General features: G+C 62.0%; 17 protein-coding genes, 1 tRNA gene and 1 pseudogene. 10 read left to right on the plus strand and 9 right to left on the minus strand.

Annotated features, from left to right (window positions below):
* The first annotated feature begins 10 nt into the window (after window positions 1-10).
* The 4 genes and pseudogenes from pgsA (at window position 11) to B2Y33_RS23220 (ending at window position 1,641) form a co-directional block, all read left to right on the plus strand.
* On the plus strand, window positions 11-571 hold the full coding sequence (pgsA, locus tag B2Y33_RS08215; RefSeq protein WP_023534788.1) for a CDP-diacylglycerol--glycerol-3-phosphate 3-phosphatidyltransferase: 561 nt from the start codon (window positions 11-13) through the stop codon (window positions 569-571).
* 64 nt (window positions 572-635) lie between these two features.
* Window positions 636-711 (plus strand) — tRNA-Gly (locus B2Y33_RS08220).
* Window positions 712-1,072: 361 nt separating this feature from the next.
* Window positions 1,073-1,159: pseudogene (locus B2Y33_RS23215) on the plus strand (hypothetical protein); the annotation flags it as partial.
* Between the two features lie 188 nt (window positions 1,160-1,347).
* On the plus strand, window positions 1,348-1,641 hold the full coding sequence (locus B2Y33_RS23220) for a phage integrase central domain-containing protein (RefSeq protein ID WP_414176410.1): 294 nt from the start codon (window positions 1,348-1,350) through the stop codon (window positions 1,639-1,641).
* A 252-nt stretch (window positions 1,642-1,893) separates the two neighbouring features.
* Here the strand turns inward: B2Y33_RS23220 and glsB are convergent, their stop codons facing one another.
* From glsB to B2Y33_RS08240, 3 genes are all read right to left on the minus strand, one after another.
* Window positions 1,894-2,814: a glutaminase B gene (gene glsB, locus B2Y33_RS08230; RefSeq protein WP_023534785.1), complete on the minus strand. Its 921-nt coding sequence runs from the start codon at window positions 2,812-2,814 to the stop codon at window positions 1,894-1,896.
* Between the two features lie 98 nt (window positions 2,815-2,912).
* Window positions 2,913-3,707 (minus strand): substrate-binding domain-containing protein, encoded by a 795-nt coding sequence (locus tag B2Y33_RS08235; protein WP_027916236.1) that lies wholly within the window; start codon window positions 3,705-3,707, stop codon window positions 2,913-2,915.
* Window positions 3,708-3,787: 80 nt separating this feature from the next.
* On the minus strand, window positions 3,788-4,681 hold the full coding sequence (locus B2Y33_RS08240; RefSeq protein ID WP_027916235.1) for a LysR family transcriptional regulator: 894 nt from the start codon (window positions 4,679-4,681) through the stop codon (window positions 3,788-3,790).
* 147 nt (window positions 4,682-4,828) lie between these two features.
* Here B2Y33_RS08240 and B2Y33_RS08245 point away from each other — a divergent pair, with 147 nt between their 5' ends.
* The 4 genes from B2Y33_RS08245 to B2Y33_RS08260 all read left to right on the plus strand — a co-directional run bounded on the left by B2Y33_RS08245 (window position 4,829) and on the right by B2Y33_RS08260 (window position 10,040).
* Complete coding sequence (locus B2Y33_RS08245; protein ID WP_027916234.1) at window positions 4,829-5,908, plus strand: 4-oxalomesaconate tautomerase; 1,080 nt, start codon at window positions 4,829-4,831, stop codon at window positions 5,906-5,908.
* Between the two features lie 72 nt (window positions 5,909-5,980).
* Window positions 5,981-7,300 carry a C4-dicarboxylate transporter DctA gene (gene dctA / locus B2Y33_RS08250; RefSeq protein WP_027916233.1) on the plus strand — a complete coding sequence of 440 codons (1,320 nt, stop codon included), beginning with the start codon at window positions 5,981-5,983 and terminating at the stop codon, window positions 7,298-7,300.
* Window positions 7,301-7,418: 118 nt separating this feature from the next.
* On the plus strand, window positions 7,419-8,723 hold the full coding sequence (locus tag B2Y33_RS08255; RefSeq protein WP_027916232.1) for a CitMHS family transporter: 1,305 nt from the start codon (window positions 7,419-7,421) through the stop codon (window positions 8,721-8,723).
* A gap of 63 nt (window positions 8,724-8,786) precedes the next feature.
* The gene (locus B2Y33_RS08260; protein WP_104926340.1) at window positions 8,787-10,040 is read left to right on the plus strand and encodes an OprD family porin; all 1,254 of its coding nucleotides are present in this window, start codon (window positions 8,787-8,789) and stop codon (window positions 10,038-10,040) included.
* Between the two features lie 37 nt (window positions 10,041-10,077).
* On the opposite strand, the gene B2Y33_RS08265 is transcribed toward B2Y33_RS08260, so the two are convergent.
* Together B2Y33_RS08265 and B2Y33_RS08270 are read right to left on the minus strand one after the other, a co-directional pair.
* Window positions 10,078-10,593, minus strand: a complete 516-nt coding sequence (locus tag B2Y33_RS08265; protein ID WP_028686561.1) for a DUF4880 domain-containing protein — start codon at window positions 10,591-10,593, stop codon at window positions 10,078-10,080.
* 438 nt (window positions 10,594-11,031) lie between these two features.
* Window positions 11,032-11,343: a DUF6124 family protein gene (locus B2Y33_RS08270; protein ID WP_028686560.1), complete on the minus strand. Its 312-nt coding sequence runs from the start codon at window positions 11,341-11,343 to the stop codon at window positions 11,032-11,034.
* 130 nt (window positions 11,344-11,473) lie between these two features.
* Between B2Y33_RS08270 and B2Y33_RS08275 the strand changes: the two genes are divergently transcribed.
* Window positions 11,474-12,127: a LexA family protein gene (locus B2Y33_RS08275; RefSeq protein ID WP_027916228.1), complete on the plus strand. Its 654-nt coding sequence runs from the start codon at window positions 11,474-11,476 to the stop codon at window positions 12,125-12,127.
* Window positions 12,128-12,191: 64 nt separating this feature from the next.
* On the opposite strand, the gene B2Y33_RS08280 is transcribed toward B2Y33_RS08275, so the two are convergent.
* The 4 genes from B2Y33_RS08280 to B2Y33_RS08295 all read right to left on the minus strand — a co-directional run bounded on the left by B2Y33_RS08280 (window position 12,192) and on the right by B2Y33_RS08295 (window position 17,828).
* Entirely contained in the window at window positions 12,192-14,144 is a 1,953-nt protein-coding gene (locus tag B2Y33_RS08280) for an acetyl/propionyl/methylcrotonyl-CoA carboxylase subunit alpha (protein WP_088523354.1), read from the minus strand.
* Window positions 14,141-14,956 (minus strand): gamma-carboxygeranoyl-CoA hydratase, encoded by an 816-nt coding sequence (locus B2Y33_RS08285; RefSeq protein ID WP_049695747.1) that lies wholly within the window; start codon window positions 14,954-14,956, stop codon window positions 14,141-14,143. The genes B2Y33_RS08280 and B2Y33_RS08285 overlap by 4 nt, the downstream gene beginning before the upstream one ends.
* Window positions 14,957-14,960: 4 nt before the next feature.
* A complete protein-coding gene (locus tag B2Y33_RS08290) occupies window positions 14,961-16,568 on the minus strand; it encodes a carboxyl transferase domain-containing protein (RefSeq protein ID WP_027916225.1) in 1,608 nt (535 codons plus the stop codon).
* Between the two features lie 96 nt (window positions 16,569-16,664).
* Window positions 16,665-17,828 carry an isovaleryl-CoA dehydrogenase gene (locus tag B2Y33_RS08295; RefSeq protein ID WP_023534776.1) on the minus strand — a complete coding sequence of 388 codons (1,164 nt, stop codon included), beginning with the start codon at window positions 17,826-17,828 and terminating at the stop codon, window positions 16,665-16,667.
* A 232-nt stretch (window positions 17,829-18,060) separates the two neighbouring features.
* On the opposite strand from B2Y33_RS08295, the gene B2Y33_RS08300 reads away from it, so the two are divergent.
* Window positions 18,061-19,737 carry an AMP-binding protein gene (locus B2Y33_RS08300; RefSeq protein WP_206405414.1) on the plus strand — a complete coding sequence of 559 codons (1,677 nt, stop codon included), beginning with the start codon at window positions 18,061-18,063 and terminating at the stop codon, window positions 19,735-19,737.
* Window positions 19,738-19,759 lie beyond the last annotated feature (22 nt).

Consider the following 19,759-nt stretch of genomic DNA (forward strand, 5'->3'; position numbering starts at 1 on the left):
AGTCGTACCGATGAATATTCCAAACCTGCTCACCGTTCTACGCGTTCTGCTCATCCCGATTTTCATCCTGCTGTTCTACATGCCGTTCCACTGGAGCTACATGGCCGCCAGCAGCGTATTCGCCGTCGCCGCCGCCACCGACTGGCTGGATGGTTACCTGGCGCGTCGGTTGCAGCAGAGCACCCCGTTCGGTGCGTTCCTGGACCCGGTGGCCGACAAGCTGATGGTCGCCGTTGCGCTGGTACTGCTGGTGCAAACCCACGCCAACTTCTGGCTCACATTGCCCGCTGCAGTCATCATCGGTCGCGAGATCGTGGTGTCGGCGCTGCGCGAGTGGATGGCCGAGCTGGGCGCGCGGGCCCATGTGGCCGTGTCCAACCTGGGCAAGTGGAAGACGGCTGCACAGATGCTGGCGTTGGTGATCCTGCTGGGCAATCCGCCAGCGGTGACTTTCTGGGTCATTCTGGGTTACGGGTTATTGTTAGTGGCAGCGGGTTTGACCCTCTGGTCGATGGTGCACTACCTGGTGGCCGCCTGGCCGCACCTGCGCGAAGGCTCGGAGCAGAAATAAAAGTTTTTTTGAATCAAGGGGTTGACGCGGTTTTGGATATCGCTAAAATGGCACCCATCACGACGCGGGAATAGCTCAGTTGGTAGAGCACGACCTTGCCAAGGTCGGGGTCGCGAGTTCGAGTCTCGTTTCCCGCTCCAAATATCGATCTACAGAGTTCCATGGAAGTCTGTAAGTCATTGAAAAAAGACGCTTAGGCGTCTTTTTTCGTTTCAGTCAAAGCCGCGCCGATCCATGGGCATCCGGACTTTTTTAGTCCACAAATTAGTCCATGAAATTCGGACTCTCACTGTGGCGGTTTGTGCTGGAGAGGAGCGTCGAGCGTCACGAGCATCTAGCCCTGAATTTCATGTTCAGGAGCTCGTACATCGCACTTTGAGATGCAACCTTTCGCCAAGCCAATTCCACCGGCAAGGACTACACCCTCGGAAATAGCGACGGCCTGTCACTTGGCGTGAGCGGGCTGGCGGTAAATCTTGGCACTTTCGCTATTCATGGGCTGGCAAGCAAAAACGCATGCCCCTCGGTACCTACCCCGAAGTCGGCCTGCGCAGGAACGCTCACTGCGCGACGAAGCGCGGCGGCTGATCGCCCCAGATCCCAATCCCTGTATGCACCGGCCCCACCAGCGCCACACCCACAATCTCGCAGAGCAAAACACCTTCCAGGCGATGTACGGCTTGTGATTCAAGCACCGCAGTGGTGTGCTCAAGAAGGGCCTGCAGAGCACGCTGTAGCAGATCCAGCGCATCTTTGATAACTACGTGTTGCCGGTAGTGGGCAAATTTTCCATCTTTGCGGTCAAGCGGCATGACCTGCTGGAAGTGCTGGCCAAGATCGAGCGGCGCCGAGCTTACACCGTGGCCGAGAAGGTCCGGATGTGGTTCAAGCAGCTGTTTCGCTTCGCTTCGGTCAAAGCACCAGGGCTGGAGCAGAACCCTGCGCCGGATCTCGATGTGCTGGTCGCGCTTAAGCCGGCTGTGGTCCACAACCCCTTGCTGCGGGTGTCAGAGCTTCCTGGACTGTTTGAGGCTGTCGGGGGTACGGTGGTGCATTGCAGATCCGTCTAGGCTTGCGCCTGCTGTCACTGACGGGCGTGCGCACCAGCGAGCTGCGTCTGGCCACCCCGGATCAGTTCGACCTGCGGCGGGGGCCTATGGACGATTCCGCCCGAAGTGGTCAAACAGTTGCAGCTTGAAATGCGCAAGGAAGGCCGTCGTAACCAACAAACTGCGCCTTACTCCGTGCCACTGTCCAGGCAGGCGAAGGACGTTGTTCGGCAGTTGCTGCAGTAGATTACGGCCGCCACAGAAATACGACCCTCAAGGCACCGCCGAAAAAACCGACCCCGTGATGCGCTCACTCAGCAATTCCAACGCACGGATACCTGCCAGTGAATTGCCAGAAGCGTTGAGCGCTGGCGACCAGACGCAGATGCTGTACCGCCCGGGGACCACTGCCACGATGCCACCGCCCACGCCACTCTTGCCCGGCAGGCCCACGCGATAGGCGAAATTGCCGGCTTCGTCGTACAGGCCGCTGGTGGCCATGATCGCGTTCACCTGCTGGGCCTGACGTGCGCTGAGCACGTGTTCACCGCTGTGCGGGCAATAGCCGCTGTTGGCCAGAAACGCAAAGCCCCGGGCCACATCGACGCAGTTCATCGACAGCGCGCAGTGATGGAAGTAGCTGCTCAGCACCGCGTCCACGTCGTTATGAAAGTTGCCAAACGCAGTCATCAGCCAGGCCATCGCGGCATTGCGCGCGCGGTGCTGGTATTCGGACTCGGCCACCACCGTGTCGCTGACGATGCGCGGGTTGCCAGCCAGGCGGCGAACGAAGTCGCGCATCGACAGGGCAGGGGTGGCGAAGCGTGACTGGTTGATGTCGCAGATGACCAGTGCGCCGGCATTGATGAACGGGTTGCGCGGACGACCCTTTTCCACCTCCAGCTGCACCAGCGAGTTGAAGGCCTGGCCCGAGGGCTCGTAGCCCAAGCGCGACCAGATGTCTTCGCCGCTATGGTTGATCGCCTGGACCAGGCTGAACACCTTGGAAATGCTCTGAATAGAGAAGGGCGTGTAGGCATCGCCTGCGCAGTGCAACTGGCCATCAAGGCCCTGCACTGCGATGCCAAGCTGGTTAGGGTCGACCTGGGCCAGGGCGGGGATGTATTGCGCGACCTGACCCTGGCTTAGCAGTGGGCGCACCTGGTCGAGAATCTCTTGCAGCATGTCTTGCATCGCGACGGCCTTGGGAAGGAGGAAGGATGGGTCTCAGACGCTGCGGCACGCCGTCAGGGCACGCCTTCTACCCACATGCCCTGGCCGAGCGTCGAAGCTTAGTGAGCCGAGTGCGGCAGTGGGGTCAGGCCGCTTTTCTCGATAGCGGCGTCCGCCTGGGCAGAGGCCATGTAATCAAGCAGTGCCTGGGCCGCCGCCCGGTGCTGGCTATTGGCAACCACCGCACCCGAATACATCGTCATCTTTTGCCCCTCGGCCGGGATCAGCCCCACGATGTCGATGCCGGGCACCGGCTTGAGCTCGCTCAGCTGCTGGAACCCGATGGCTGCCTCACCGCGTGCGACCACCTTGCCGACGGGTTCGGCAGGGATCATATGGGCTTTGTGGGCGAAGCCTTCGCCCAGGTTCATGCTCGGGAACAGGGTCTTTGACAGGTAGACCCCGCTGGCGCTGTCGGAGTAGGCGACCGAAGGGCTATCCAGCAGCACCTGACGCAACTCGCCCATCGTGCCGATAGCCGGCTTGGGCTCGCCTTTGCGCACGGCCATGGCGATGAACGACTTGCCCAGGTCGATGCGGCTTGCCTGGTCGGCCTTGCCGTCGGCAACCAGCTTGTCCAACGCCGAGCCCACCATCAGCACCACATCGGCCGGCTCGCCACGTTTCAGCCGGTTCGGGATGGCTTGCGGGGTCTGGCCCATCGATGGCGCGGCAAGCACGTTCAGCTTTACCCCGTAGGTGTGTTCATAGGCAGGTGCAACGCCGCGGATGGCACCCATGATGCCGCCGGAGCTGAGCACGGTCAGCGTGGTGGCCTGGTCATGGGTGGGTTCTGCGGCAGAGCAGGCAAAGGTGGCAACCAGTAGTGCCGTGCAGGACAGCGTTTTCAGCATGGGATACTCCAGATAAAACGAGCAGCTTATTGGCAGCCTGGCCCGGCGCTAAATTAAGCGGCGTTAAGAATGTTTCATGCTCACCGGTTCGGCCATTTCTCCAGCAGGATCGACACGAACTTCTCTGCCGCCGGCGACAGCGAGGCGCCGCGGCGGTAGACCAGACCCAAGGTGCGGGTCACCTCCGGCTCGATCAACGGCACGCTTACCAGCGTCGGGTGGTCTGCACTGGGCATGGCCAGGCTAGGCATGGCCGAGACGCCAAGGCCGGCCTCGACCATGCCCAACGACGTGGACAGGTGCTGCACTTCGTAGAACCATTTCGGCCGCAGGTTCAGCCCGGCCAAGGCGTGGTCGAGCAGCATGCGGTTGCCGCTCAATCGACCCACGCCGATCAAACGGTAGTCGGCAAGCTCGGTCCAGGTCACCGCATCGCGGTTCGCTAGAGGGTGGTCGCGCCGGCAGGCCAGCACGAAGTGCTCCTGCACCAACGACACGAACTCGATGTCCGGGTGCTGGCCGCTCATCATGTTGATGCCAAAATCGGCTTCACCCCGCAGCACGGCCTCCAGGCCATCATTGGCGCTCAGGTCCAACAGACGAATGCGGATCTTGGGGTATTGGTCGTTGTAGTCGCGGATCACCGACGGCAGGAAATAGAACGCTGCAGTCGGGATACAGGCCAGCGTCACCTGCCCGGTCTGACGCTCGGCCAACTCCCGGATACTGAGAATCGAATCCTCGAAGTCGTCCAGCAAGCGCCTGGCCTTGGGCAGAAAATCACGGCCCACGCTGGTCAGGCTTACGCGGCGCGTAGTGCGCTCCAGCAGCGACGTGCCCAGACCTTCTTCTAGCTTCTTGATCCGTCGACTCAGAGCCGGTTGGGACAGGTGTAATACCTCGGCAGCCTCGTGAAAGCTCCCAAGTTCGGCGATTTTGACGAAAGATCGTATGTCTTGAAGCTCATATTCCACCAGTCACCTCCTCACCAAAAATGCCTATTATTGTTTTGTGAAACGGAATAATCACTACGATATTTGCATTGGAATGATTTATCCATCCCTGTCACTCTTTTGCTCACGGCATCAATGATGTCCATTGATCAACAAGAGTGCGAAATCATGCAACGAATTCCTTGCGTACTCATGCGCGGCGGCACCTCCAAGGGGCCGTTTTTCCATGCGTGGGACTTGCCTGCCAATGTGGTCGAGCGCGATGAATTGCTCATCGACCTGATGGGGTCCGGTCATGAGCTGGAAATCGACGGTATCGGTGGCGGCAGCCCGCAGACCAGCAAGGTCGCGATCATCAGCCCGTCGCTGCATGCCGACGCCGACGTCGATTACCTGTTCGTGCAGGTGATGGTCGCCCAGCGCCGCGTGGACACTGCGCCCAACTGCGGCAACATGCTGTGCGCGGTCGGCCCCTTCGCCATCGAGCAGGGGCTGGTCAAGGGCCAGGAAGGCAAGACCTTGGTGCGCATCCGTAACCTGAACACTGGCACCTTCGTCAACTCGCTGGTGGAAACCCCAGGTGGCATCGTGCGCTATGAAGGGCGTACCGCCATCGATGGCGTGCCGGGCACCGCCGCGCCGGTGCACCTGACCTTCCTCGATGCGGTTGGCAGCAAGACCGGCAAGCTCTTTCCTACCGGGCAAGCCAAGGATGTGATCGATGGCGTGCCGATGACCTGTATCGACATGGCCATGCCCATGATGGTCATCCAGGCCAGTGACCTGGGCATGACCGGCGCCGAAACGCCCGACGAGCTCGACGCCAACGGCCCTCTGCTCAAGCGCCTTGAAGCGCTGCGGCTCAAAGCCGGCAAGGCCATGGGCCTGGGCGATGTCAGCGGCATGGTGATACCCAAGCCAGTGCTGGTGTCCAAGCCGCGCTACGACGGCACGCTCCAGGTGCGCTACTTCATGCCGCACAATTGCCACCGTGCCCTGGCGATCACGGGTGCTGTAGGGCTGGCCACTGCCTGTGTCAGCCCTGGCAGCGTCATTGTGGATCTGCTGGGTGAACACGCCCTGGAATTGAGCCAGGTTCGCCTTGAGCATCCAAGCGGTGGCATCGACGTCGCGTTGTCACGCAGCGGCGCCGATGGCAAGACCTTGCAAGCCTCGGTGGTACGTACTGCCCGGCGGCTGTTTTCAGGATTCGTCTACGCGCCTACCTTGCGCAGGTTGGCTGGCTAGCCACCTGCATGGATTGACCGCGGCACCTTGCAACAAGCGCATCCGCACAATATGAACAATGGGTGATGCCTCATGAAACTTGCCAAATCGCTGTACTTCCAGATCCTCTGCGCCGTCCTGCTGGGTGTAGTGGTCGGTCACTTCTGGGCGCAACAGGCCGTTGCGCTCAAACCTCTGGGCGATGCCTTCATCAAGCTGGTCAAGATGATGATCGCGCCCGTGGTGTTCTGCACCATCGTCACCGGTATAGCCGGCATGACCGACAAGCGCTCGCTCGGGCGCCTGATGAGCAAGACACTGCTGCTGTTCCTGGGGCTGACCATCGTCAGCCTGATCATCGGCCTGGCCGCGGTGTACCTGTTCAAGCCAGGGGTCGGCATGAACATCGACCCGGCCACCCTGAGCACCGAAGGGTTGACCCAGTTCACCGCCTCGGCCGCCAAGCTGGGCGTGGTGGACTTCTTCATGCACATCATCCCGGACACCTTCATGGGGGCGTTCAACAAGGGTGAAGTGCTGCCGGTGCTGTTCATCGCCGTGCTCAGCGGGTTCGCGCTGTCGTCCATGGGCGAGAAGGGCAAGCCGGTGCTGGATGTGCTGGAAGCGGTCTCGACCATGGTGTTCCGCATCTTCGGCTACCTCATGCGTTTCGCACCGGTCGGTGCGTTCGGGGCCCTGGCGTTCACGGTCGGGCAGTACGGCGTGACCTCGCTGGGGTCGCTCGCCAAGCTGATCGGCACGCTCTACATCGCCTGTGCGTTCTTCGTGCTGGTCGTGCTGGGCGGCATCTGCCGCGCCCATGGTTTCAGCCTGTGGAAGCTGCTGCGCTATTTCCGCGAAGAGTTCCTGGTGGTACTGGGCACTTCTTCCACGGAACCGGTGTTGCCGCGCATGCTGGAGAAGCTGGAAAAGCTTGGCTGCAAGAAGGGGGTCGTTGGCCTGGTACTGCCCACCGGCTACTCGTTCAACCTCGACGGCACGGCGATCTACTTGTCTTTGGCCGCCGTGTTCATTGCCCAGGCCTGCAACATCGACCTGAGCCTGGGCCAGGTGGTGACCATGCTGGCGATCATGCTGCTGTCGTCAAAAGGCGCAGCGGGCGTGACCGGCAGCGGCTTCGTGGCCTTGGCTTCGACCCTGACCGTTGTCCATGACATTCCGCTGGCAGGCCTGGCCCTGCTGATCGGTATCGACCGCTTCATGTCCGAAGCCCGCGCCCTCACGAGCCTTGCCAGCAATGCCGTGGCCACCGTGGTGGTGTCGATTTCCGAGAATGCGTGTGACAAGCAGGTTCTGCTCAGTCGCCTCAATGGCGAGCCTGTGGTCGAGCAGGCACCGGCCACGGTAGGCCCCGACGCCGCCTGGGTCGCCAAGCCAGGCCACCACGGCTAAGACGTCCGCTACACCCTGAACTCAAAACGCAGCAACCCGCGTGCAGGAACGCGCGCGGGTAGGGGGCTCGTCTGCGCCATCGGCGGCCCAACCCGGATAAAAACAAGAGAGAAAAGCCATGCTCGCACTCCTGGGCTTGATCATGGTGGTGACGTTCACCTACCTGATCATGAGCAAACGCCTGTCCCCGATCGTCGCCTTGACGGTCGTACCGATCGTCTTCGCGCTGGTGGGGGGCTTTGCGCCTGACCTTGGCAAGATGATGCTCGACGGGCTGAAAATGGTGGCCCCGTCGGCCGCCTTGCTGCTGTTCGCCATCCTGTTTTTCGGCTTGATGATCGATGCCGGCCTGTTCGACCCTCTGATCCGTAAGATCCTCAAGCGCGTCAACGGCGACCCCATCAAGATCGCCATTGGCACTGCATTGCTGTCGCTGCTGGTGGCACTGGACGGTGACGGTACCACCACCTACATGATCACCTGCGCCGCCATGTTGCCCTTGTACAAGCGCATCGGCATGAACCCGATGATCCTGGCAACGGTGTCGATGCTGTCCTTGAGTATCATGAGTGGCATGAGCCCCTGGGGCGGACCTGCCACCCGTGCCATCGCAGCCCTTGGGCTCGATGCCACCGACTATTTCATTCCCATGCTGCCCACAGTGATCGGTGGGGCTGCCTGGGTGGTGTTCACCGCCTACTTGCTGGGGCGTGCCGAGCGACGCCGCATCGGCAACGTGGCCCTGGAGTCCGGCGGCGGCAATTGCTACATCAAGGAAATCCTGGGTGACACGCCCCACAAGCGTCCGCGTCTGGCCTACGTGAACCTGGTGCTGGTCATTGTGGTCATGACCGCACTGGTGCTGGGCCTGATGCACGCGGCGATCCTGTTCATGATCGGTTTCGTTGCCGCCTTGATGATCAACTACCCGCAACTGGAACTGCAGAAAGAACGCATCCTGGCCCATTCGGGCAACGCCATGACCGTGGTGCTGCTGGTGTTCGCCGCTGGTATCTTCGCCGGCATCTTCTCGGGCACCAAGATGGTCGATGCCCTGGCGCAAACCCTCGTGGACTGGATCCCGGAAGCCTGGAGCCACTGGTTCCCGCTGGTGGTGGCGCTGACCAGCATGCCGCTTACCTTCGTGCTGTCCAACGATGCGTACTATTTCGGGGTGGTGCCGATCCTGGCCAATGCTGCCGCCGCCTATGGCATCGACCCCGTTGAAATCGCCCGCGCCTCGGTGCTTGGTCAGCCGGTGCACTTGATGAGCCCGTTGGTCGCCTCGACCCTGCTGCTGGTGGGCATGGTGGACAAGGACATCGGCGACTTCCAGAAGGCCACGGTGAAGTGGGCAGTGCTCACTTCGCTGGTCATCACCGCCTTGGCGGTGTTGACCGGTGCGTTGTCGTTCTTCGTCTGAATGGTGCGGGCGCCAGGCGCCCGCCATCGCTGACACCCCAAAAACAACAATAGAGTACCGATCATGTCCTTGACCCTCGTGCGAGGGGCCACGTGTGGCCTGCTCTGCGGCTGCCTGCCTGTGGCCGGCGCTACTGGCTTCATCGATGACAGCAAGCTCAAGTTGCAAATGCGCAATGTCTATTTCAACGAAAACTTTCGCGACGAACAGGGCATGAGCCCCCGCGCCGCAGCCACCGCCAAGAGCGAGCGTACCGAGTGGGCGCAGGGCTTCTTGCTCGATTATCAGTCGGGTTACACCCCCGGTACCCTCGGCGTGGGGCTCGATGCACTGGGCTTGTTGGGCGTGCGCCTAGATTCGGGGCGTGGCCGCAGTGGCACGGGCCTGTTGCCTGTGCATGACGACGGCCGGGCCGCCGACGCGTTCGCCAGTGCGGGCGGTACCTTCAAGGCGCGTGTTGGCCAGAACGTCGTCAGGCATGGCACCTTGTTGCCCAAGACCCCAGTGCTGGTGCACAACGATGCTCGCTTGATGCCGCAAACCTACCAGGGTACGCAGGTCACCAGTGCCGCAATCGATAACCTGAACCTCACGGCAGGGCACCTGACCCGTTTCAAACAGCGCGATTCTTCGAACAGCACCGGCCTGTACCTGGACGGCTACAGTGGCGGCGAAGCCGGAGACTTCAGTTTCGCCGGCGCCGACTACACCGTCAGCAAACAGCTGCGCCTGAGCTACTATCACGGTCAGCTCGAGCATTTCTATCGTCAGGACTTCGCCGGGGTGATTCACGACCATGCGCTGGCTGGCGGTGTCCTGACCACGGACCTGCGCTATTTCAAAAGCAAAAGCACCGGTGCGGCCTACGGTGGCCCGATCGACAATGACATGCTCAGCGGGCAAATCGCCTACACGCATTCCGGCCACACGTTCGGTGCAGGTTATCAAGCGCTCAATGGCGAAGCGGGGCTGCCGTACATCAGCGGGGCGACGGTGTATTCATTCAGTAACGTGGGCATTGGCAAGTTCATCGAAGAAGATGAAAAGACCTGGATGGCGAGCTATGTCTACAATTTCGCAGCGGCCGGGGTGCCGGGGTTGACCTTCATGACCCGCTACCTGAGCGGCGATAACGGCCGTTCTGGCGCGGCGGGTCTGAGCGAGTGGGAGCGCGATGCAGAGCTTGCGTATGTCGTGCAATCAGGCCCCGCCAAAGGGCTTGGCGTTAAGCTGCGCAACTACGTGTACCGCTCGGACGTTGCGCGTGGCCGTGACAGCAATCGGCTGTACCTGACGTACGATATCGCGCTGTGGTGAGGTCGCGAGCATCAAGATGCGTGCGCTGGCAACCGTTTCACGCCCACAGCCCCAGCATGATCAATACGGCCATGCCCAGCGCGGCAGCAAAGGAGCAACCACCCAGCGCCAGGGCAGCGCGACCCTTGCGATACCAGCCATCGCGGCCCAGGGCCAGTGCAGGCTCGTACAAGCTGCGCCAGCACAGCTCGGTGGCGTGGAACGCCTGCAGGTGGTTGGGCGAGGCGTCCAGCCAGCGACGAAAGTCGATACGCTCGCATGCGGTGACGTCCGGGCTCTGCAAACGCACATACCACTGTGCTGCCTGGCGCGTCGGGGCATCGGGGCGGGGCTGGACGGCGAGCAACGCCTGCACCATGAGACGCTCGACACTGCGTAGCGGCAAGCCAAGACGTGTGGCGACCCTGGCCTGGGCCAACTGATCGAGACGGCTTAGCAGAAACACCTGGCGCGCAGCGCGTGGCAGGCGCTTGAGTGCGAGCAGCAGGGCAGCATCGCTATCGGCAGCGTGCTTGGGTAAGGGCGTGGGGAGGCGCAAGAGCATGCGGGTCATGAGCAGTTCCTTGCTGAAGCGAGCATCTGGGAGAGCATCCGTGACGCTGAGCCTAAGCTGAACGAGATTGATTCTCAAGTGCTGAACCGGCAAACTTTTGTAATGGCCGTTCACCCTTGGAAACACTTTTGCTACCATCGCCGCCATCACGATCTTCATTAGCCTGAAGAGCCAAAAAAAAGACCCAGCAAAAAGCTGGGTCAAAAACCGTGATTAGCCTGATGAGGAGATAATCCGAGAGCGACCTAAGCTCCGGGTTATCCAGCGGATCTCGCGATCAGCTGAGTGCAATAATAATCGTTATCATTTGCCAGTCAAATGATTTTTTATACATGACGGTAGAATACCTACCGCTGCGCTTCCTTGTCCCCCAAACCAGGGCCTTGGCTTCACACGCCATGCGCCAACTTTGACCCCTCGCATTCTCCACTACCTGCCTCAAGCGGCGGGGTCTGCCGTGCGCTGGTGTTCCAGCAGCGCGCGAGCCATGTCCATCATGTGCATCAACGCAAACATCAGTTCTCGCTGGCTACCATGCTGGTGGGTGGCGGTTTCCTGGGCGGTTGCCGCCGCACAGCGCAGTAGGGCGATGGCGTGCTCCTGGGCTTGATCGCGTGTGACGCCCTCGTGAAGCGTCCAGATCCTGTTTTCGGGCGTGGGACGCGGCGGGTTGGGGTTCAGGTAATAATCAAGCGCGCGGCGGGCGGCTTCGCTGTCGAGATCTGTTTCGTCGTTTTTCGGATGTTTCATTGCGATACCTTCCAGGTTCTCGTCAAACACAATGAACTCAGAGCATAGGTCAATTTGTATTTTCTAGCGCCGAATAAATAATTCAGATTGTGTATTGCTGCTTCCAATACAGTCCGTATTGTTGCCGCTCATGGAAAACTGGAATGCATTTCTCAAGCGCTACAAGCGCGAACACAACCTCAGCCAGTTGAAACTGGCCGAGCGCCTGGGCATGACGCAGGGTGGGGTAGGGCACTGGCTTCGCGGCACGCGCCGCCCTACGTTGGAGACCATCAACGAAAAACTGGAAAAGCTCGGGCTGGTCTTTCTGGAGGCGCAGGTCATGGTGGTCGAGCGCGACCTCGTGCGTGAATCTCCCGGCAATTACGGCGCTGAGCCGCCTGTTTCCGCACAGGCCCTGCTTTATGCGAGCTTCCGCTTTCCAGTGCTCAAGTGGGCGGACTTGCAGGGTCCCTTGCCTGAAACCAGTGAGGTACATGAGCAGACCGACTACATGCCTGCGGGCAATGCATTCTGGCTTGCCGTGGAAAACGACTCGATGAACGCCGCCAGCGGCAAGAGCGTGCCGGAAGGCATGCGCGTGCTGGTCGACACCGGCTTGCCAGCCGAGCCCGGCCGGTTGGTGATTGCCCGCCAGCCTGGCAAAGCGCCTGTGCTACGCCAGTTGGTCGAAGAAGGCGGTGACAAGATGCTCAAGCCGTTGAACACCCGTTACCCCACGGTGCTGTGCGAAACCGGCTGCGAGTTCCTGGGGGTGGTGGTGCGGGTACACGGCGCGTTCTGAGGCCACGTGGCCCGAGCGGTGAGGCAAGGGCCGCAGGCCGTCGGGCACCGCGACCCCGAGGCGCTCAAGATTCCAGCTCGACCAATGCTGCCCCTTCGCTGACCATGTCGCCTTCCTGGCACAACAAGGCTTTGACCGTGGTGGCCTTGGGGGCCCGAATGCTGTGCTCCATTTTCATGGCTTCCAGCACCACCAGCGGCGCACCCGCTTCTACCGCCTGGCCTACCTCTACCAAGACTCGCACGATGCTGCCGTTCATGGGAGCGGTCAGGCCGCCTTGGTGGGCAAGGTCGATGGCCGCTTCGGTAACCGGGTCGAATGCCTCGAAGGTGTGGAGCTCTCCGTCCCAGTGCAGATACAGGCTGGCGCCTCTGCGAATGGCCAGGTGGCGAGTGCGCAGGCCTGACTGCTCCCGCATCAGCCAATCGCCTTGCAGGCCCCACAGGCCTTGGGACGTCTGGTTGAGCGTAATGACCTGATCATGGCCGTTGCGGGTCAGATGCACAGTCGTCGAGGTGCCCGCCCCCAGGCGCAGCCCGTCTCGTTGGGCCCATGGGGAGTGGGGGTCATCCAAACGTGTGCGGGGCGGTTCGCTTTGCAACCACGCCTGGGCTGCAGCTTCCCAGCCCTCATCCGACAAGGCCTGCGCGGTGGGCAACAGCACATCCTGATGACGCGGGATGAAGCCGGTATCCAGCTCGGCTGCTGCGAATGCAGGATGGGCCAGGATGCGTCGAAGGAAGGCGATGTTGGTTTTGACACCGCCTACCGCGAACTCATCCAGCATGGCCAGCAAACGCAGGCGAGCCTGTTCCCGGTCTTCGCCCCAGGCGATCAGTTTGCCCAGCATCGGGTCGTAGAAGGGCGACACCGTATCGCCTTCGCTCACACCGCTGTCCACGCGCCGGCCTGCACCGCAAGCCGGTTCCCGGTACAGCGTCAGGGTGCCAGTGGCCGGCAAGAAGTCATTGGCAGGGTCTTCGGCGTACAGCCGCACTTCGATGGCATGACCGTTGAGCGGGACCTGGTCCTGAGTGATGGGCAGGGGCTCACCGCAGGCCACACGAATCTGCCAGGCCACCAAGTCCAGGCCGGTGATGGCCTCGGTGACGGGATGCTCCACTTGCAGGCGCGTGTTCATTTCCATGAAAAAGAACTCGCCACGGGCGTCGAGCAAGAACTCCACGGTGCCGGCCCCAACATAGCCAATCGCTTGGGCCGCCCGTACTGCCGCCTCGCCCATGGCGCGGCGCAGATTTGCCGAAAGGCCTGGGGCAGGGGCTTCCTCGACCACCTTCTGATGACGGCGCTGGATCGAGCAGTCGCGCTCGTTGAGGTACAGACAGTGACCGTGGCGATCGGCGAAAATCTGGATCTCCACATGGCGCGGCTTCAAGACGTACTTTTCCACCAGCATCCGCGCATCGCCAAATGATGACAGGGCTTCGCGTTGCGCCGACGCCAGGGCGTCGGCCAATTGGCTTTCGTCCTCGACCACCTTCATGCCCTTGCCACCACCCCCGGCGCTGGCCTTGAGCAAGACCGGGTAGCCCACGTGCCGGGCGGCTTGCCTGAAGGTCTCCAGGTCCTGTGCCTGGCCGTGATAGCCCGGCACCAGCGGCACGCCTGCGGCCTCCATCAAGGCCTTGGCTGCCGACTTGCTGCCCATGGCGTCGATGGCTGACGCTGGCGGGCCCAGAAACATCAAGCCAGCGGCTTCGACTGCGCGGGCAAAGTCTGCGTTTTCCGAAAGAAAGCCATAGCCCGGGTGAATGGCCTGGGCACCGCTGGCCTTGGCCGCCGCCACCAGCTTGTCGATTTGCAGGTAACTGTCTGCCGCCTTGTTGCCACCCAGGTCCACGCACACATCGGCTTCGCGGCTGTGCCGGGCATTACGGTCGATGGCGCTGTGCACGGCCACCGTGGTCAGGCCCATGGCCTTGGCGGTGCGCATCACCCTGCAGGCGATTTCGCCGCGGTTGGCCACCAGCAACGTTGTCAATGGCGGGCGGTTCATGGGCGTGGCTCCTTGTTCGCATCGGCTTGCCAGGCAGGTTGGCGTTTTTCCAGAAACGCCCGCAGGCCTTCCTGGCCCTCGGCGCTTACACGAATGCGCGCGATGGCGTTCTCACAATAACGACGCAGGCTGGGGCTCAAGGCACCGCCATCGACCTCGCGCAGCAGCTCCTTGGTCGCGCGCATCGCCTGGGGGCTGTTGGCCAAAAGGGTTTCAACCCACTGACCCACGTTGGCCTCCAATTGGCTGGCCGGGTACACCTCGGCCAACAACCCAAGCGCCTGTGCCTGCGCCCCGCTGAAGCGCTCTGCCGTAAGTGCATAACGGCGGGCTGCGCGCTCGCCGATGGCCTTGACCACGAAGGGGCTGATGACCGCCGGCGCCAGGCCAATGCGTACCTCCGACAGGCACAGCTGGGCGTCTTCGGCGCCAATGGCCATGTCGCAGCAACTGATCAGGCCCAGGGCACCGCCGAATGCGGCGCCCTGAACCACCGCCAAGGTCGGCACCTTGATGCGGTGCAGTGCATACATCAACTCGCCCAGCTCGCGTGCGTCATCCAGGTTGGTGTTGAAGTCCAGCTGCGCCGACTGCTGCATCCACGCAAGGTCGGCCCCGGCACTGAAATGCCGCCCCCGCCCGCGCAGCAACACGAAGCGTATGCCCGCGTCATCGGCCAGCTGCCCCAGGGCAATGTTCAGCTCGCGGATCATCAAGGCATTGAAGGCGTTGTGCTTGTCCTCGCGGCTGAGCCACAAGGTGGCGAAGCCACGTGGGTCGTGGCTCACTTCTACCGTAGTGAAATCGCTCATGGGATCACATCCTGAATATGCCGAAGCGGCTCGGTTCGATCGGTGCGTTCAGCGCAGCGGACAAGGCCAGGCCCAGAACATCGCGGGTCTGCGCCGGGTCGATGACGCCGTCATCCCACAGGCGGGCGCTGGAATAGTACGGGTGGCCCTGATGCTCGTACTGATCGAGGATCGGCTGCCTGAGCCTGGCCTCGTCCTCGGCGCCAAACGGCTCGCCGCTGCGCTCGCTCTGCTCGCGCTTGACCTGCACCAGCACGCCGGCAGCCTGTTCGGCGCCCATCACCCCGATGCGCGCATTGGGCCACATCCAGAGAAAGCGCGGGTCGTAGGCGCGCCCGCACATGCCGTAGTTACCGGCACCGAAACTGCCGCCAATGATGACCGTGAACTTGGGCACCTGCGCGCAGGCCACGGCTGTGACCAACTTGGCGCCATGCTTGGCGATGCCGCCTTCTTCGTACTTCTTGCCCACCATGAACCCCGTGATGTTCTGCAGGAACAGCAACGGGATACCGCGCTGGCAAGCCAGTTCGATGAAGTGCGCGCCTTTTTGCGCAGCCTCGGCAAACAGGATGCCGTTATTGGCCAGGATGGCGATCGGGTAGCCGTGCAGGTGAGCGAAACCGCACACCAGGGTCGTTCCGAACAGGGCCTTGAATTCATCGAAGACCGAGCCATCGACCAGCCGTGCGATGACTTCGCGTACATCGAAAGGCTGCTTGGCGTCAGCCGGAATCACGCCGTAGAGCTCTTGCGCTGGATACAAGGGCGCAACCGGTGGCATGCATTGCACGGCGCCGAGCTTGCGCCAGTTGAGATTGGCCACGCAGCGCCTGGCCAGCGCCAGGGCATGCTCGTCATTGTCGGCGTAATGGTCGGCTACACCGCTGGTACGGCAATGTACATCGGCGCCGCCCAGCGCCTCGGCACTCACCACCTCGCCCGTGGCAGCCTTCACCAGCGGTGGACCGGCCAGGAAGATGGTGGCCTGCTGGCGCACCATGATCGCCTCGTCCGCCATCGCTGGCACATAGGCGCCGCCTGCGGTGCATGACCCCATTACCACGGCAATCTGGGCGATGCCCAGTGCGCTCATGTTGGCCTGGTTGAAGAAAATCCGCCCGAAGTGTTCACGGTCGGGAAACACCTCGTCCTGACGCGGCAAGTTGGCGCCGCCCGAATCCACCAGGTAGATGCATGGGAGGCGGTTCTGCAAGGCGATGGTCTGCGCTCGCAGGTGCTTTTTCACCGTCAACGGGTAATAGGAGCCACCTTTGACCGTGGCGTCGTTGGCCACGATCATGCATTCCACGCCTTCCACGCGCCCGATCCCGGCGATCAGGCCGGCTGCCGGAACGTCTTCGCCATAGACCTGGTGTGCAGCCAACTGGCCGATCTCGAGAAAGGCAGAACCGGCATCGAGCAGACGGTCGATTCGCTCGCGGGGCAACAGTTTGCCTCGCGAGGTGTGCCGCTCCTGCGCCTTGGCGCCGCCGCCTTGGGCTACCTGGGCAAGCAGTTCACGCAGGTTGTCCACCTGGGCCTGCATGGCCGCCTGGCACTGGGCGAATTCGGGTGACCTGGGGTTCACTTGGGATTTCAGAATCATCATGACTCCTGGTGCAGTGGCGCGCCCTTGGCGCGGCCCTGCAAGGTTGGCCAGTGTGGCCACGGCTGGCGTGATGAGCCTGCCGTGGCGCCAGCGCGTTCAGCGGGTCTCGTTGAACAACTCGCGGCCGATCAGCATTCGGCGAATTTCGCTGGTGCCGGCGCCGATTTCGTACAGCTTGGCATCGCGCAACAAGCGACCTGCGGGGAATTCGTTGATGTAGCCGTTACCGCCGAGAATCTGGATCGCTTCCAAGGCCATCTGCGTGGCGCGCTCGGCGGTGTAGAGAATCACCCCGGCCGCATCCTTGCGCGTTGTCTCGCCGCGGTCGCAGGCCTGGGCCACGGCATACAGGTAGGCGCGGCTGGCATTGAGCTGGGTGTACATGTCGGCGACCTTGCCCTGGATCAGCTGGAACTCGCCGATGCTCTGCCCGAACTGCTTGCGATCATGAATGTACGGCACCACCAGGTCCATGCAACTCTGCATGATGCCGGTCGGGCCGCCGGATAGCACCACGCGCTCGTAGTCCAGGCCGCTCATCAACACCCGCACGCCGCCATTGAGTTGACCGAGGATGTTGTCCTGGGGCACGTGCACGTCATCGAAGAACAGCTCGCAGGTGTTCGAGCCACGCATGCCCAGTTTGTCGAACTTGTTGCTGCGGCTAAAGCCTGCCCACTCGCGCTCGACGATGAACGCAGTGATGCCATGGGGGCCCTTTTCCAGATCGGTCTTGGCGTAGATGACGTAGGTGTTGGCATCGGGTCCGTTGGTGATCCACGTCTTGCTGCCGTTGAGCACATAGTGGTCGCCGCGCTTGTCGGCGCGCAGTTTCATCGACACCACGTCCGACCCGGCATTGGGTTCGCTCATTGCCAGGGCGCCGACGTGCTCGCCGCTGACCAGCTTGGGCAGGTATTTGGCCTTTTGCGCGGGCGTGCCGTTACGGTTGATCTGGTTGACGCACAAATTGGAGTGGGCGCCGTAGGACAGCGCGACCGAGGCCGAGGCGCGGCTGATCTCCTCCATCGCCACCACGTGGGCGAGATAACCCAGGCCTGCGCCACCGTATTCTTCCGGCACGGTGATGCCGAGCAGGCCCATGTCGCCGAATTTGCGCCACATGTCGGCAGGGAACAGGTTGTCGTGGTCGATCTGCGCGGCGCGAGGGGCGAGCTCGGCGGCGGCGAAGGTGCGCACCTGGTCGCGAAGCATGTCGATGGTCTCGCCCAGGGCGAAGTTCAGGCTGGGGTAATGCATGCGGGGGCACCTTGTTGTTCTTGAAATGGGATTACGCCGCTAGCGGCAAGCTTACCTGGGTAGGCGGCTGACGCCGACAACGTGCGTTGCTGCCTATCACCTTTACGTAAACGTAAACCTGCGCCTGCTTTTTTGTCAATTTATCCATCACCTTTACGTAAACGTAAATCTGAGCCAAAGTGATTGGCGCGCGCTTGGCCCCTATCCAGAACAATCAAAAGAAGGGACGCACATGACTCAACCCAGCTATACCCGCGGTCGCCAGGATCGCCCTTTGCTTACCCAAACCATCGGCCAGGCCTTCGACGCGACAGTAGCGCGCCTGCACGAGCAGGAAGCGTTGGTGGCTCGGCACCAGCGCCTGCGCTACAGCTGGCGGCAACTGGCAGAGCAGGTTGAGTCGTGTGCTCGAGCGCTGATGGCCCTTGGGATCGAAACCGGTGACCGCGTGGGCATCTGGTCACCCAACTGCGCGCAATGGTGCATTCTCCAGGTGGCAACCGCCAAGTTGGGTGCCATCCTGGTCAACGTCAACCCGGCTTACCGTGTGGGCGAGCTTGAATATGTGCTGCGCCAGTCAGGGTGCAGTTGGCTGGTCTGTGCCGATGCGTTCAAGCATTCCGATTACCACGCCATGATCCAGGCCTTGGTGCCCGAATTGGCTACCGCCGCACCCGGTCAGGTCACCAGTGCCTCGCTGCCTGCCTTGCGCGGGGTGATAAGCCTGGCCAACGACCCGCCTGTTGGCTTCCTGCCGTGGGAGGCACTGGCCACTTGGGGCGCGTCCGTCAGCCGCGAGGCGTGCGCCGCCCGGCAGAACAGCCTTCATTTCGACCAACCGGTGAACATTCAGTACACCTCCGGCACCACTGGCGCGCCCAAGGGCGCTACCCTCAGCCATTACAACATCCTGAACAACGGCTTCATGGTCGGCGCCAGCCTGGGCTTGACTGAACGCGACCGCATGGTGATCCCGGTGCCCCTGTACCACTGTTTCGGTATGGTCATGGGCAACCTGGGCTGCATCACCCATGGCACTACCATGATCTACCCAAGCGACGCCTTCGATGCCGAGTTGGCCTTGCGCGCCGTGGCCGAGGAACGTGGCACCATTCTGTACGGCGTGCCCACCATGTTCATTGCCATGCTCGACCATCCGGCTCGCCAGCACGTGGACCTGTCGTCCTTGCGCAGCGGCATCATGGCAGGCGCCACTTGCCCGATCGAGGTGATGCGCAGGGTCATCGACCAGATGCACATGGCCCAGGTGCAGATCGCCTATGGCATGACCGAAACCAGCCCGGTGTCTTTGCAAACCGGGCCGGATGACGTGCTGGAACTGCGCGTCACCACAGTGGGCCGTACCCAGCCGCAGCTGGAAAGCAAGATCATCGACCCGCAGGGCGGCACGGTTGCACGCGGTCAGACCGGTGAGCTGTGCACGCGCGGCTACAGCGTGATGCTGGGTTACTGGGATAACCCCCAGGCGACAGCCAGCGCCATCGACGCGGCCGGATGGATGCACACCGGTGACCTGGCGGTGATGGACGAGGCGGGGTATGTGCGTATCGTCGGGCGCAACAAGGACATGATCATTCGCGGTGGCGAGAACATCTACCCACGTGAAATAGAGGAGTTCTTCTATACCCACCCGGCGGTGGCCGATGCCCAGGTCATTGGTATCCCGTGCAGCCGCTATGGCGAGGACATCGTCGCCTGGATCAAGCTGCATCCGGGTCACCAGGCTACTGCAGAGGCACTGCAGGCCTGGTGCAAGTCCCGTATAGCCCACTACAAGGTGCCCCGCCATATTCGCTTCGTCGATGAATTTCCCATGACGGTGACGGGCAAGGTGCAGAAGTTCAAAATGCGAGAAATCAGCATGGCGGAACTGGGGCAGATCACCTAGATCCTTCAGTGATGTGCCCCAG

The sequence above is a fragment of the Pseudomonas sp. UBA5666 genome (assembly GCF_002420785.1).
Taxonomy (GTDB): Bacteria; Pseudomonadota; Gammaproteobacteria; order Pseudomonadales; family Pseudomonadaceae; genus Aquipseudomonas; species Aquipseudomonas fulva.